The organism is Tenacibaculum sp. 190524A02b, assembly GCF_964036645.1.
In the GTDB taxonomy this organism is placed as follows: Bacteria; Bacteroidota; Bacteroidia; order Flavobacteriales; family Flavobacteriaceae; genus Polaribacter; species Polaribacter vairaonense.
Window position 1 is genome coordinate 4013146 of the sequence record NZ_OZ038525.1, and the last position, 14601, is coordinate 4027746.

At 31.2% G+C, this 14601-nt stretch carries 8 protein-coding genes; 5 read left to right on the forward strand and 3 right to left on the reverse strand.

From position 1 onward, the window contains the following. Positions 1–16 precede the first annotated feature (16 nt). On the forward strand, positions 17–2833 hold the full coding sequence (locus ABNT65_RS16060) for a TonB-dependent receptor (RefSeq protein WP_348705291.1): 2817 nt from the start codon (positions 17–19) through the stop codon (positions 2831–2833). A gap of 19 nt (positions 2834–2852) precedes the next feature. Continuing rightward, the gene (locus ABNT65_RS16065; RefSeq protein ID WP_348705293.1) at positions 2853–4262 is read left to right on the forward strand and encodes a DUF5689 domain-containing protein; all 1410 of its coding nucleotides are present in this window, start codon (positions 2853–2855) and stop codon (positions 4260–4262) included. 68 nt (positions 4263–4330) lie between these two features. On the opposite strand, the gene ABNT65_RS16070 is transcribed toward ABNT65_RS16065, so the two are convergent. Beyond that, positions 4331–6406: a M20/M25/M40 family metallo-hydrolase gene (locus ABNT65_RS16070; protein WP_348746291.1), complete on the reverse strand. Its 2076-nt coding sequence runs from the start codon at positions 6404–6406 to the stop codon at positions 4331–4333. Between the two features lie 273 nt (positions 6407–6679). Here ABNT65_RS16070 and ABNT65_RS16075 point away from each other — a divergent pair, with 273 nt between their 5' ends. From ABNT65_RS16075 to ABNT65_RS16085, 3 genes are all read left to right on the forward strand, one after another. Beyond that, positions 6680–7564, forward strand: coding sequence for a metallophosphoesterase (locus ABNT65_RS16075; protein ID WP_348705295.1), 885 nt, complete (start codon positions 6680–6682; stop codon positions 7562–7564). An 82-nt stretch (positions 7565–7646) separates the two neighbouring features. Further along, a complete protein-coding gene (locus tag ABNT65_RS16080) occupies positions 7647–9899 on the forward strand; it encodes an inorganic phosphate transporter (protein ID WP_348705297.1) in 2253 nt (750 codons plus the stop codon). Positions 9900–9982: 83 nt separating this feature from the next. Next, the gene (locus ABNT65_RS16085; protein WP_348746292.1) at positions 9983–11932 is read left to right on the forward strand and encodes a DUF3857 domain-containing protein; all 1950 of its coding nucleotides are present in this window, start codon (positions 9983–9985) and stop codon (positions 11930–11932) included. 70 nt (positions 11933–12002) lie between these two features. Here the strand turns inward: ABNT65_RS16085 and ABNT65_RS16090 are convergent, their stop codons facing one another. Continuing rightward, positions 12003–12632: a carbonic anhydrase family protein gene (locus ABNT65_RS16090; RefSeq protein WP_348705301.1), complete on the reverse strand. Its 630-nt coding sequence runs from the start codon at positions 12630–12632 to the stop codon at positions 12003–12005. A gap of 14 nt (positions 12633–12646) precedes the next feature. Continuing rightward, entirely contained in the window at positions 12647–14509 is a 1863-nt protein-coding gene (locus ABNT65_RS16095; RefSeq protein ID WP_348738660.1) for a SulP family inorganic anion transporter, read from the reverse strand. Positions 14510–14601: the final 92 nt, after the last annotated feature.

Below are 14601 nucleotides of genomic sequence, written 5' to 3' on the forward strand. Positions count from 1 at the left end.
TTATAACCAGTATTTTATGAGAAATTTTAGAGTAACAATGTTTATGCTACTTATGTTTAGTTTAAGTGTAAGTGCACAAAACATTGTAAAAGGTATCGTTATAAATAGCGATTCTGAAAAACCTCTACAAGGTGTTTCTGTTAGTGTAAAAGATGCGGATATAGTACAAACTACATCGGGGGACGGTAGTTTTACTTTGCAAAATGTACCAGAAGGAAGACAACTTGTAGTTATTTCATTAAAAGGGTATGAAACCCAAAACTTTCCAGTTGAATTGTCTGGTAAAACAGTAGATTTAGGTATGATTATGATGTATGAAGATATATCAGAAGATCAAGACTTAAGTACTATTACTATTACAGATGATGAATTAAGTGGTGATACTAGTGCTGCTGATAACATTTCAGGTTTATTGCAAGCTAGTAGAGACACGTATTTAAACTTTGCAGCTTTTGAATGGAGTGGTTCATTTTACAGAGTTAGAGGTTTAGATTCTGATAATGGTAAAGTTTTGATGAATGGAATTGAAATGAATAAACTTTACAATGGAAGACCACAGTGGAGTAACTGGGGAGGTTTAAATGATGTAATGCGTAATCAGGAGTTTAGTAACGGTTTAGCACCATCTAACTATACTTTTGGTGGAGCCTTAGGTTCTACAAATATTAGTACACGTGCCTCAGAATATAGAAAAGGTGGTAGAGTATCTTACGCTTCATCTAATAGAAGTTATAACCATCGTTTAATGGCAACCTATGCTTCTGGTTTGTTAAAAAATGGTTGGGCCATTGCAGCTTCTGGTAGTAAGAGATATGCAGATGAAGGTTATACCGACGGAACATTGTATAATGCGCACTCTATATTTTTCTCTATTGAAAAACAGTTGGGAGATAATCATAGCTTAAACTTTACGGCTATTAACGCACAAAATAGAAGGGGTAAATCTTCTTCAAATACTGAAGAAGTGTTCAATCTAAAAGGGAGAAAGTATAATTCTTATTGGGGATATCAAGGAGATGAAATCCGTAACTCTCGTATTAAAAGAGTTGAAGAACCAATAATAATGTTAAGTCATTATTGGGATATTTCAGAAAATACAAGTTTAAATACCAATGTGGGATACCAGTTTGGAGAAACAGGAAATAGTCGTATAGATTTTGGAGGACATAAATTAGGAGGAATTGATTCTAATACAGGAAACCCTTATGTTTTAGATTTAGGAGGTAGTAATCCTTCAGCAGACTATTATCAAAAGCTACCAAGTTATGCTATCAGACAAGGGAATCCATTAGTTTATGAAGTACAACAAAATTTTGTGAATGATGGACAAATAAATTGGAGTGATTTATACAGAGCGAATACAAGGTCAGCAAATGAAGGATTCTCTTCTTATGTTTTATACGAAGATAGAAACGATGATACGCAGTTTAATGTGAATACAATTTTAAATACACAATTGAACGATAATATCACATTAAATGCTAAAGCGCAATATTCTAAGTTTTCATCTGAAAACTTTGCTTATATGTTAGATTTATTAGGTGGAGAAAAGTTTTTAGATATTGATGGTTTTGCTGAATTTGATAACGAAAGACAAAATGATTTGCAAAACCCATACAGGTCTGTTAAAGTTGGAGATCGTTTTAGATATAATTATAAATTAAACTCCGAAGTATTAAATGGTTTTGTTCAAGCACAGTTCAAGTATAATAAAGTAGATTTTTATGTAGCAGCGGATGTAAATAAAACAACACATCAAAGAGAAGGTTTATATCAAAATGGTGCATTTGCTAATAACTCATTAGGATTATCTGATAAAATTGACTTCACAAACTTTAGTGGAAAAGCAGGTTTTACTTACAAAATCTCAGGACGTCATTTATTAGATTTTAATGGAGGATACATTACTAAAGCGCCTTTATTAAGAAATGTTTTCTATAATGCTAGAGAAACAAATAATATTGTTGAAGATTTAAAAGTAGAAAAAGTAATCACTGCGGATGCAAGTTATATTGTAAGAACTCCTTTTATCACCTCTAAATTAACAGGATATTATACAAAAATTCAGGATGCTACAGATGTAAGTTTCTACTTTGCTCAAGGGTTAAGATTAGAAGCGTTATTTCAAGAAACGATGACAGGTGTTGATAAGCAACATTTTGGAGCGGAGTTTGCTTTTGAAGCTAAAGTAACACCTACTATTAAATTAAAAGGTGCTGCAAACTATGGTCAATATACATACACTAATAATCCAAATGTAACTTTAAGTACAGATGTAAGTAAAAGTTTAGAATTTCAGAGTTCAGGTTTTAGTCCTATTAATGGAACAAGGAATTATGGTGAAGCTAATTTAAAGAATTACAAAGTTGCAGCTGGTCCACAAACAACTTATTCGGTAGGTTTTGAATACCGTGATCCTGATTATTGGTGGGTAGGAGCTACTATTAACTTCTTTGACAATGTGTATGTAGACGCTGCACCAATATTAAGAACAGCTAGTTTTACACAAGATCCAAATGGAATTACTTTTGGAGATTATGATCCTGCAGTTGCAAGAAGATTATTACAGCAAGAAAAGTTTGATAATTACAACACTGTAAATTTAATTGGAGGGAAATCATGGAAGGTTGGAGATAATAAATACATTAGTATTTTTGCGAGTGTAACTAACTTATTTGATACAGAATATAGAACAGGAGGTTTTGAAGCATCTAGAAATGCAAATTACAGATCATTAAGAGATGATAGTGCTTTAGATACTCCAGTTTTTGGTAATAGGTATTGGTACGCAAGAGGTGCTACTTATTTTTTAAATGTAAATTATAGATTCTAATAAAACGAAATACAAAATCATGAAAAATAATAAATTAAATATCATTGCATTATTAACTCTTTTCTTAGGGTTAGTATCGTGTGTAGAAGATGGTGATTTTACATTGCCTAGCACAGAAATTAATGAGCCAAATATTAAAGCAAACTCAACTATAAAAGCAGTTAAAGAGGCTTTAAAGCAAGAGTTTAATAGTAATAATAAGTTAGTCTATACATTCCCAACCCCAGATGCTCCAAATGCAGCGCCATTAGCTGTAATTGAAGGATATGTAGTTTCTAGTGATGCTACAGGGAACTTTTATAAGAAATTAACTATTCAAGATAAACCATCTGAACCTACTCATGGTATCGAAATTTTATTGGATAATACTTCTTTAAGTCAATCTTATGAAGCTGGGAGAAAAGTATACGTAGTGTTAGATGGGTTAACGGTTACTTATGATGATGGAGAGAGAACAATTGCTTTTGATAACGATGTTCCTGGTAAATTTACTTTAGGGCAATTAATTGGTGATAGAGTAGATGAGGTAATTCAACCAAGAGTTGCAAAACATGTTTTTGCTTCTGCTACTAAAGAGACTATTGTACCTACTTTAATCTCTGTAGCTGATATTAAAGAAGATCATATTAATACTTTTGTTAAGATTGAAGGAGCTCAATTTGAAAAAGGAGAGTTAGTTAAAACTTTTTCTGGAGAAGCTAATGACAGTTTTGACGGCTTAAGAGCTTTCACTGAATGTGCTAGTGGTTTAGGAATGAACTTACAAACAAGTACTTTTGCTAGCTTTAAATCAAATATTGTACCTCAAGGAAGAGGAGATATGATGTTTGTTTTAACAAAAGACTTTAGAGCAGAAAACTTAGTAGCAATAGTAAATACTCCTGATGCACTTCAATTTGATGGGCAAAGATGTGATCCTGTTTTTGGTGAAGATTTCCAAACAGCAGAAGATAATACAGACTTAAATATTGATGGATGGATCAATATTGCTGAAGTAGGTGGTGAATTATGGTCTGAGCAAGAGTTTAGAGGAAATGGTTATGCTGAGTTTAGTGGGTTTAGAACTGGAGATGCTAGTAATATAGGTTGGTTAATTTCTCCTGCAATTGATATGGATGCGCAAGATGGAGAAGTTTTAACTTTTAAAGCAGCTCAACATCACGTAAGTGATTCAGATAATAATACTTTAGAGGTGTTAGTTTCTACTAATTTTGACGGAACTAATGTTGCAACTGCTACTTGGACAAAATTAACAGCTACCTTACCTACTAAAGATAGTAGTTGGTATGCATTTCAAGGTTCTGGAGAGATTGATTTATCAAGTTATACAGGTAAGTTACATATAGCATTTAAATCAGTTGCATCTGGTACTGACACTGATTTAGATGGTTCTTATATGATTGATGATGTAAAAGTATTTGTTAAATAATAAATACTAATTATTATATAAATAAAAACCGAGCTTCAAAGCTCGGTTTTTTTGTGTGTAAAAGTTTTCTAATTTTTAATTAACTTTTGAGTGTATCTCTTATCTGTATTTTCTAAAGAAATAAAATAGATGCCTGCATTTATATTTGAAACATCAATAGTGTTTTTTTCAGAGCTCATTTCAACTTTAGCAACAGTTTTTCCGTTCATATCATTAATAATAACAGCATTATTTTGCCATAATTCGTTGTTTATATATAGTAACAATTGATTTCCTTTTACAGGATTAGGCGCAAATAATACTACCTCATTATCATTTACTAGAACTTTATGAGTGTTTGTTCTTGCTCTAGGATTATAGCATACACTTAATCTATTCCATCCTCTGTTTGTTCTTTCATAAATAATATTGTTATATAATGTTTTATCTCCAGAAGAATAATTAACAGAAGGATTATAGATAGGAGCATTGCAAGAATTATTTTTAATATTATTACCATTAGTTAAGTTAACAGAATAATCTTCAACTTCACCATAATTAAAGGAACCACAAGATGAAGGTAATGTGTTGTACCTCATTGTAACTCTCATTCGTGTTTTACCAGACTTAGCACTAGATGGAACGGTAAATGTTCCGCTAACTGAAGCATCTTGATTAGCACCTTTACTGTAAACTTGCTCGCCATTATCCTCAAAGTCTCCATCTTGATTGTAGTCAATCCAAACACGATACGCTTCGTTATACTTTCTGCCAGTCCATTTAGGAGTAATTGTAATTGTTTGCGGACTTCCTAATTGTAAGTCAGTAGATAAGCTAGTGAAATCTTGATAACCCGTCTGAGCTGTTGAACGATTATTAATACTACCAATTGCTACTTTTTGAATGTACTCATCAGAAACGTTATTCCCTTTAGCAGCGCAATAAGTAACCGGTTCAGAGGTTCCTTGACTTTTAGCAACTTCAATTAAAAATTCCAAACCGAGTTTCGCAAATTTAGCAGCATGAGTTGCATTTGCTGTAGGAAAACGACTAGAAGTATCGTTAACGGTATGGATGTATGGACTAGATCCGTTAAAAGTAGCTTCAAAAGGAAAGGCCGTCTCATAGCCTTGTTGTGCCCAGCTATAATGATCTGAACAACCATAGTTACATCTAGTATATCCATAAGTAAATTTATGAGTACCCGAAGCATTATAATGATCCATTAATTGTACTAAGAAAGCATTTAAAGAGCTACTGTTATAGCTATCATCTGATACATAAACATCATTTGAAGAACCTTTATAATTGGTCATATCAAACTGTACATAAGCCAAAACATTTACGTTTCTGCTTTTGTAGTCTTGAGCAATTTCTTTAGAGCCTCTTAAACCAATTTCTTCAGCGGCAAAAGCCATGAATTCAATAGTTCTTTTAGGTTTAAAGTTGGTTGAAAGTAATACCCTTGCTACTTCTGTAATAGTAGCAATCCCAGAAGCATTATCGTCTGCTCCTGGAGCATTCGTTGTTCTTTCAGGGCTAATAGAATCAATATGCCCACCAATAATTACAAACTCATCTGGTTTTTCACTACCTGTAATTGTCATAACTACAGAAGGCATACTGGAACTGTTATGGTTTACAATTCTTACAGAAACATCATTTCGATTAGTAGCCATGCTTTCCCATTTTTGTTTTAAATCTAACACAGACTGTTTAGCACTTTGGGTAGTATGATATCTAGTACCATAGCCCTCAAGCTCTTTAATATGATTAGCAATATTCATATTGTTAACCAAGTTGATGTGTTGTTTAACTACCTGATCTTGATTAATAGAAAAAGAGCCTCTTTTTTGCCCTTTTCTTCTATTCTGAAGCGCATTAATAGTTTTAATGGCATCTTCTTTTGAGTTTTCATAAATAAAACCAGGCCCATGTGTAAGAATCATGTGGTGTAATTTTTCTGCAGCATCTTCACTAAGTTTTACTGCGCTATAACCATTGGAGGAGGAGAGGATCATAATGTCTTGCGGAGACAATTTTTTAAGTTTCACAGCGTCTTTTGTTTCAATAGTTCCATAAAACATTTCTTTTTGTTGACTGTAGATGGTAGAAAAGTTTAGGCATAGCAATAACAACGTGATAAAAAAATACTTTTTTTTCATTTTGAAGGGGTTTAAAAAATTAATTTTAGTTTAGTTTGAATAAAAATAATGAAAAAATATTCTAAATCAGTGTTTTATGATGAGTTTCTAATGCCTTTTTTAAATAATGTATTGTTTTTGTAATTTGTAAATATTCCCAACGCGGTTGAGATGTTTTCGGTAACTATTGAAGTGTTCCCAATACAATTGAAAGGAATTAATAGTATAGATATTCAACTAAATATAGGCGCATAATTAAAAAATCTGCATATTTATACCATCAAAAAAAGTACAATGTCTTCTAATACCAGAATAACTAGAGCTTTTAAGAATGCAAAAAGGCTGCCGTTGTCATCTGAATCAAAATATATATTATTCTCAGACTGTCATAGAGGAGATAATAGTTTTGCAGATGATTTTTCTCATAATAGAAAAATTTATCACTATGCAATGTCTTATTATTTAGAAAAAGAGTTCACTTATATTGAGTTGGGAGATGGAGATGAACTATGGGAGAATTCTTTTAAAGCAATTTTTAATGCGAATAAAGATATCTATTTGTTGTTGAAAAAATTTCATGAGAAAGGAAAGCTTCATTTTATTTGGGGAAATCATGATATGGATTATAGAAACCCTAAAAACATTGAAAAAAATCTACATTATTACTATGATACTTCGGATGATAAAGAAAAGGAGTTAATGATTGGAGCTTCATTCTCGGAAGCTATTCGATTAGAACAAGAAGATGGGAGATCTATATTTTTACTACATGGACATCAAGCAGATTGGTTTAATTATCTTTTTTGGCGATTCAGTGCTTTTTTGGTAAGAGTATTATGGAGACCATTGCAAATAATTGGTATTAAAGATCCAACTAGTCCAGCTCAAAACTATAGAGGGTTAATAAAAGTAGAAAGAAGATTAGAAAAATGGATAAAAGAAAATAACAATCAAATGATTGTTACTGGCCATACACACAGACCTAGATTTCCTGCAGAGAATGAATTACCACATTTTAATGATGGGAGCTGTGTACATCCAAGATGCATAACAGGGTTGGAAATTGAGGATAATAAAATAACTTTAATAAAGTGGCACGTGTTAACAAAACATGATGGAACCATGCAGATAACCAGAACAAAGTTAGAAGGACCAAATAATATAACGGATTATATTTAAAAAATTATTTTCATAACATTAAAATAATATTATATATCAACTGTGTTTTCTTAAATTTGTCGGGTTAAATTAAAAGCATAGAATGGGAGATCCGTTTATTTTAATGCTAGTCGCATTGGGGGCATTAGCAATATTAGATTTAGTTGTTGGAGTTAGTAATGATGCAGTAAACTTCTTGAATTCGGCAATTGGGTCGAAAGCTATTCCTATTAAAACTATAATGATTATTGCCAGCGTAGGTGTGTTCTTTGGAGCAGTTACCTCTAGTGGTATGATGGAAGTAGCCAGAAAAGGTATATTTAACCCAAACATGTTTATGTTTGAGGAGATCATGTACATTTTTATGGCTGTAATGATTACAGATATTTTATTGTTAGATGTTTTTAACTCTTTAGGAATGCCAACATCTACCACAGTATCGATTGTTTTTGAGTTGTTAGGTTCAGCTGTAGCCATAGCTTTAATTAAAATTTCAGCTAGTGATACACAAACAATTGCAGATATTTGGTCATATATTAACGATAAAAAAGCCATTGAAATTATATTAGGTATTATACTCTCCGTCGTAGTCGCATTTACGGTAGGAGCCATTGTACAGTACTTTTCAAGGGTTATTTATTCTTTCGATTTTGAAAAAAGACCATTGTATATTAATGCTTTATTTGGAGGGTTTGCGATTACTGCTATTACTTATTTTATAATTATAAAAGGTCTAAAAGGAACACCTTTTTATGGAAACCTGAAAGGAATCATTGAAGGAAACTCTGTGGCTATTGTAGTAGGTAGTTTTGCCTTATGGTCAGCAGTTTCATATGCACTTATTAAGTTTTTTAAGGTTAATATATTAGTAACCATTATTGCTGTAGGTACTTTTTCTTTGGCAATGGCATTTGCAGGGAATGATTTAGTTAATTTTATAGGTGTGCCTATTGCAGCTTTAAACTCTTATGATGCTTGGCAAGCTTCTGGTTTAGGTGCTAATGAGTTTTCAATGGGGGTTTTAGCTAAAAAAGTACCATCAAATACTTTACTTTTATTAGCTGCAGGTTTAATAATGGTAATTACTTTATGGACATCGAAGAAGGCAAGAGCTGTAATTGAAACTGGAATTAATTTATCAAGACAAGGAGAAGGTCAAGAGAAGTTTCAACCAAATAATTTATCAAGAACTGTAGTTAGATTAGCAATGTTTGCTAATCAAGGAATTAATCTTTTAATACCTAAAAGAACTCAAGTATATATCAATTCAAAATTTGAAAAACCAGTTATAAAATTACCAAAAGATAAAACATATGAATTACCTGCTTTTGATTTAGTTAGAGCTTCCGTAAACCTTATTATGGCTAGTGTATTAATATCTATTGCCACTTCTATGAAACTACCACTTTCAACTACTTATGTAACCTTTATGGTAGCAATGGGTACTTCATTAGCAGATAGAGCTTGGGGAAGAGAAAGTGCCGTATATAGAGTTGCTGGAGTATTTAATGTAGTAGGAGGTTGGTTTTTAACAGCTATAGTGGCTTTCACCGCAGCAGGAATAGTAGCTTACTTAATTAGTTGGCATATTTCAATGATACCAGTATTATTATTGCTTGTTATTGGTTTATTAACTAGAACAAGTATTATGTATTCTAGGAAAGCGAAAGAAGAAAAAAAGCAATTATTTGTTGAAAGAGCTGAACTGATTTCTATTAATGGGGTGATTGATGAGAGCTCAGATCATATTGCAGGAGTAGCTGAAAGAGTTAACAAATTATATTCAAATGTGGTAAATGATTTAGCAAATCATGATTTAAATAAATTACGTAAAACAGACAAACACGTAATGAAGCTAAATGACGAAATAGATAGTTTGAAAGATGGTGTATTTTATTTTATAAAATCTCTAGATGAAACATCTGTACAAGCAAGTAGATTTTATATTTTAATTTTAGGGTATTTACAAGACGTAGCACAATCTATTAGTTATATTTCTAGATCTACTTTTAAGCACGTTCATAATAACCATAAAAATCTTAAAAAAGAACAAATTAAAGATCTAAAGTATATAGATAATAGCTTGTCTAAATTATTAGAAGATATTAGTAAAACTTTTGAAAGTAGAGAGTTTGATAACTTGTCACAAATTATAGACGAAAAAAGAGCATTATTAAAAGATGTTTCTGATTCAATTGAAAAACAAGTAGACAGAATTAGAACAAATGAAACAAGTCCTAAAAACACCACGCTTTACTTTAGTTTATTAATTGAAACACAAGATTTGGTTTCAGGACTAATGAGTTTATTACAAACTTATGAAGAGTTTCATGTTAGTACCAAAAGTGTAGTATAATTAAAAAGATAAATATTGTTATAAATAAAACCTTGGAATTTGATCCAAGGTTTTTATTTTTGCTGGAAATTAAATCAATGAAAATGAAAAGGATATACTTACTCTTTATTTTTAGTATCAATCTATCTATTTGTTTCTCACAAAAAAGTAAATCTTCTAAGTTAGGAAATGTTTCTAGAGAGGAGGTTGAAATGGCTTTATATGAAAAAGATACACTTGCCAATGCAGTAGTTTTGTTCGAGCATGGGAATTATTATTTGGATGAAAGAAGAGATTATAAAAAGACTACAGATTATTATTTTAAAGTTAAAATAATAAATGCAGAAGCATTTGAGAAAGCTACTATTAGTATTCCATTTTATAAAGATGAGAAAGTACATCATATAAAAGGAATAACATATAATTTAAGTGAATCTGGGAAGGTTACAAAAACTCATTTGGTAGATACAAATGTTTATACAAAAGAGTTGAGTGCAAAATGGAAAGAAAAAACATTTACTATGCCCAACATAAAGGAAGGTAGTGTTATAGAGTATGTGTACTCAGTAACTTCTCCTTATTCTAAAATAGATGATTGGGAGTTTCAGTCAGATATACCAAAAGTTAAAAGTGATTTTACAGCATCAATTTTAGGGAATTGGAGATATAATGTTCGTATTATAGGTTATCATAAATTACAAAGGAATGATGCTTCTGTAAAAAAGAGTTGTCTATATATGCCAGGTATAGGTACCGGAGATTGTTTAATTTTGGAGTACGGTTTAGATGATATTCCAGCATTTAAAGAAGAAGATTATATGCTGAGTGCAGAAAACTTTAAATCGAAGTTGGTATTTGAGCTAAAATCGTTTACACACCCAAGTAGAGGAATAGAAAAATATACTAAAACTTGGAAGGATGCTGATAAGAAATTACGCTTTAACTTTTTAGATAATCAGGGGTCTAAAAAAAGTTTTTTTAAAAAGAAGTTGCCAGAGCATATATTTTTAGAAAGTTCTGAATTAGAGAAAGCGAAAAAGGCATTTGATTTTATTAAAAAGCACTATACTTGGAATGGAAAGTATTGGCCATCTCAAAAAATAAGAGTTAAGAATGCTTTTGAAAATAAATCAGGAACTATTTTCGATATTAATTTATCCTTATATAATTCTTTAAAAGCTATTGGAGTTGATTGTAATTTAGTTTTAACAGCTACTAGAGATAGAGCGCAGCCCACTAAATTACATCCAATAATCAATGATTTTAATTATTTGTTCGTGAAAGCTACAGTTGAAGGTGAAGTTTATTACTTAGATGCTTCTAATAAGTATTTACCGTTTGGCTTGGTACAATTTCAGGCGTTGAATGGGCAGGGACGTATATTAGATTTTAAAAAAGGAAGTTTTTGGGAGGAAATTAATATTAAGAATAAAACATTTAAAAATACAAAAGCTAAACTAGTTTTAAACGAAGATGGTACTGTTAAAACTGATTTTGTTATTACAAGAAGAGGATATTATGCTTTAGATAAAAGAGAAGAATTAAAAAATAAAAGTTATGATGATAGAGTTGCTTTATTTGAATCTAAATATCCGTATTTAGAAGTTGATGATTATACTGTTGAAAATATAGAAGCGCCTGAAAAAATATTAAAAGAAAAATATTCGGTTACCCTAGAGGATGTTTATAGAGATGGAAGCTTTTATATCAATCCGTATTTGATAAGTAGAAAAACAATAAACCCTTTTAAGCTTGAAAAGAGAGATTATCCTGTAGATTTTGGCTATCCAATAGAAAATACATATGTATTATCATTGAAAATACCAGATGGATACAAAATAAAGGAAGAGATTAAAAATAAAGCGATGGCTTTACCTCAAAATGGAGGAACTTTTATAATAAATTCAACTTTTAAAAAAAATATTTTAACCTTGTTTTGTAGGTGGAATATAAACAAGCCGTTGTATAATAGTGCAGAATACTTTGCATTAAAGAAATACTTTAAACATATTATAAAATCACAAGATATGATTTTAGAAATAGTAAAAGAATAGTACTAATACTAAAAAAGAGTTGATTGTAGAATCAACTCTTTTTTATTTAATATGAAGTTATATATATGTTTTATAACATCGTAACCTTCCCTGTTTGTAAAGAATAAACACCTCCAACAATACTAATCTCTCCATTATCCTCCATTTCTTGTAATATTTTACTTTTCTCACGGATTCTTTCAATGGTTAACTTAACATTGTTTTCAACAGTTTTAGCAACAAATGCAGGATTAGAAGAGTCAGCAACACCTTCAACCTGTTCAGAAGCCATTTTAGCAGCAGGAGTAATATTATCTAACATAGCAGTAATATTTCCTAATTCTACACCATCACAAGCAGCTTTTACAGCTCCACAGCTTTCATGTCCTAATACTAAAACAAGCTTACTTCCAGCTACTGCACAAGAATACTCCATACTTCCTAAAATATCGGTATTTTCAAAGTTTCCAGCTACACGAGCAACGAAAACGTCACCAATAGTTTGATCAAAAACCATTTCAACTGGCACTCTTGAGTCAATACAAGATAAAATTACAGCTTTAGGAAATTGCCCTCCTGTAGTTTGCTTTACTAATGAAGTCACATCTGAAGCAGTTAAGTTATTTGAAATATAACGTTGGTTTCCTTCTAATAAATCTTGTAATACTGATGTAGGTGTTAAATCTATTTGTAATTCTTTTGATAATGCTGTGTTTCTCATTATAATAATTCTTTTTAATATTTGTCTTTTATGTTTTGTTTAACCCACTCTAAACATTCAGAGAAGGTTTTAAATATGCGTTCATTTGGTATTAAATCAGGAATAATACCAATACGTTCCATCATGTAATTTGGTTGCTCTAATACATCTACAAAAAGTGCACGCACACCACTTTTTTCTAAATCGATTAAAATATCTTCTAGCGTAAACAAACCAGATTGATCTATGTAAGGCATTTTACCCATTCTTATAATAACAACGCTAGCAGTTTTAGGTATTTGCTTTGCTAATTGTTGAAAATCATTAGTTGATCCAAAAAATAATGGTCCATTAATATGTTTAATGAAAACTTCCTCAGCAAGATTTATAGGGAATTCACTTTCATCATCCCAAGCTTCTTCTTTCAGTGTTACTACATCAGATCGTTTAGCAGTAACTTCCCCAATTTTTTTCATAAAAATTAACGAAGCAATCACTAGTCCAATACCAACAGCATATACTAAATCCCAGAAAGTAGAAAGAAGTAACACTACAAACATAATAATAACTTCAGAACTTACTTTAAAAGGGCCTAGTTTTACATCTTTAGGTAAATTAGGAATAGCTTTTAATCCTTTATAATCCATTACACCAATACCTACAGTAATTAATACACCCGCTAATACAGCAGCAGGTATTTTAGAAGCAGTTGGACCAATGAGTAATAAAACCATTAATAACATAACCCCAGCAATCATTCCAGATAACTTTGTTTTTCCACCTGAATTAATGTTTACTACAGTTCTAATAGTAGCACCTGCACCTGGAATTCCACCAAAAACAGCAGCAATACTATTTCCTATTCCTTGACCAACCAACTCCTTATCGGGCTTGTGTTTAGTTTTAGTCATATTGTCAGCAACTATAGAGGTTAATAAAGAATCTATAGCTCCTAGTAAAGCTAACGTAAAAGCGGTAAATAAATAAGGTGTAATAGCCGAAAAGCTAAAACCTGTAAAAATTTCTAGATTTGGAATAGGAAGACCACTTGGAATTTCTTCTATAGGTCTATAATTTAAATCAAAAATTAAAGCAATAGCAGTCATAACAACTAAAGCCACTAATGTACTTGGAACAGCTGTAGTAATTCTTTTAAAACCATAAATGATAAATATGGTGGCCAATGTTAAAATTAACTCTAAAAGATTAATGTTTTTAAGAGCTTTTGGCAATACTTTAAAAGTACCTATAACTCCAGAAGATTCTTTTCCAGCTAATGTTTTAGCTTCTTTCATAATGTCTTCTTGAGTAATTTTATTAGCACGATTGATAGTTTCTTTAAAGTCTTCAAGAACCAAAATTCCTTCACCAGCTTCATCTTTTAAAATATTTTCTAAAATGATTTCTTCAGCTATAGGTTTAAACTTTTCTACATAAGCACTGTCTTCTTTGGCATAATAACCAATTGCAGGTAATATTTGAGTAACTAGAATGATAACTCCAATTGCAGTCATAAAACCAGAGACCACAGGATAAGGCATAAAACGAATGTATTTACCAAAACCTAGTAAGCCTAATACTATTTGTAGAATTCCAGCTAATAAAAATACAGAAAGTATAATTGGTAAAGCTTGCTCAATATTACCATCATTAACAGCAATAATAGAAGCAATAACTACCATGCTAACTGCTGTCATAGGGGCAGTTGGCCCAGATATTTGGGTGTCTGTTCCGCCAAATAATGCAGCAAAAAAAGCTATAAAAATAGCTCCATATAATCCAGCACTTGGTCCCAAACCAGAGCTTACACCAAAAGCAAGTGCTAATGGTAGCGCAACAATACCAGCAGTAATACCTCCAAAAAGGTCTCCTTTTAAGTTTGAAAATAGTTGTTTCATTTTTTTAGATAATATAGAACTTAAAGATACTAAAAAGTTAGTAGGCTTCTTATGCTTACTTAGTGAATAGGTACTGTTAGTAAAAAATAACT

Bases quoted from the DNA above. Each gene is read 5' to 3' on its own strand.
- ABNT65_RS16060 (WP_348705291.1), top strand. From the start codon at position 17: ATGAGAAATTTTAGAGTAACAATGTTTATGCTACTTATGTTTAGTTTA.
- ABNT65_RS16065 (WP_348705293.1), top strand. From the start codon at position 2,853: ATGAAAAATAATAAATTAAATATCATTGCATTATTAACTCTTTTCTTA.
- ABNT65_RS16070 (WP_348746291.1), bottom strand. From the start codon at position 6,406: ATGAAAAAAAAGTATTTTTTTATCACGTTGTTATTGCTATGCCTAAAC.
- ABNT65_RS16075 (WP_348705295.1), top strand. From the start codon at position 6,680: ATGTCTTCTAATACCAGAATAACTAGAGCTTTTAAGAATGCAAAAAGG.
- ABNT65_RS16080 (WP_348705297.1), top strand. From the start codon at position 7,647: ATGGGAGATCCGTTTATTTTAATGCTAGTCGCATTGGGGGCATTAGCA.
- ABNT65_RS16085 (WP_348746292.1), top strand. From the start codon at position 9,983: ATGAAAAGGATATACTTACTCTTTATTTTTAGTATCAATCTATCTATT.
- ABNT65_RS16090 (WP_348705301.1), bottom strand. From the start codon at position 12,632: ATGAGAAACACAGCATTATCAAAAGAATTACAAATAGATTTAACACCT.
- ABNT65_RS16095 (WP_348738660.1), bottom strand. From the start codon at position 14,509: ATGAAACAACTATTTTCAAACTTAAAAGGAGACCTTTTTGGAGGTATT.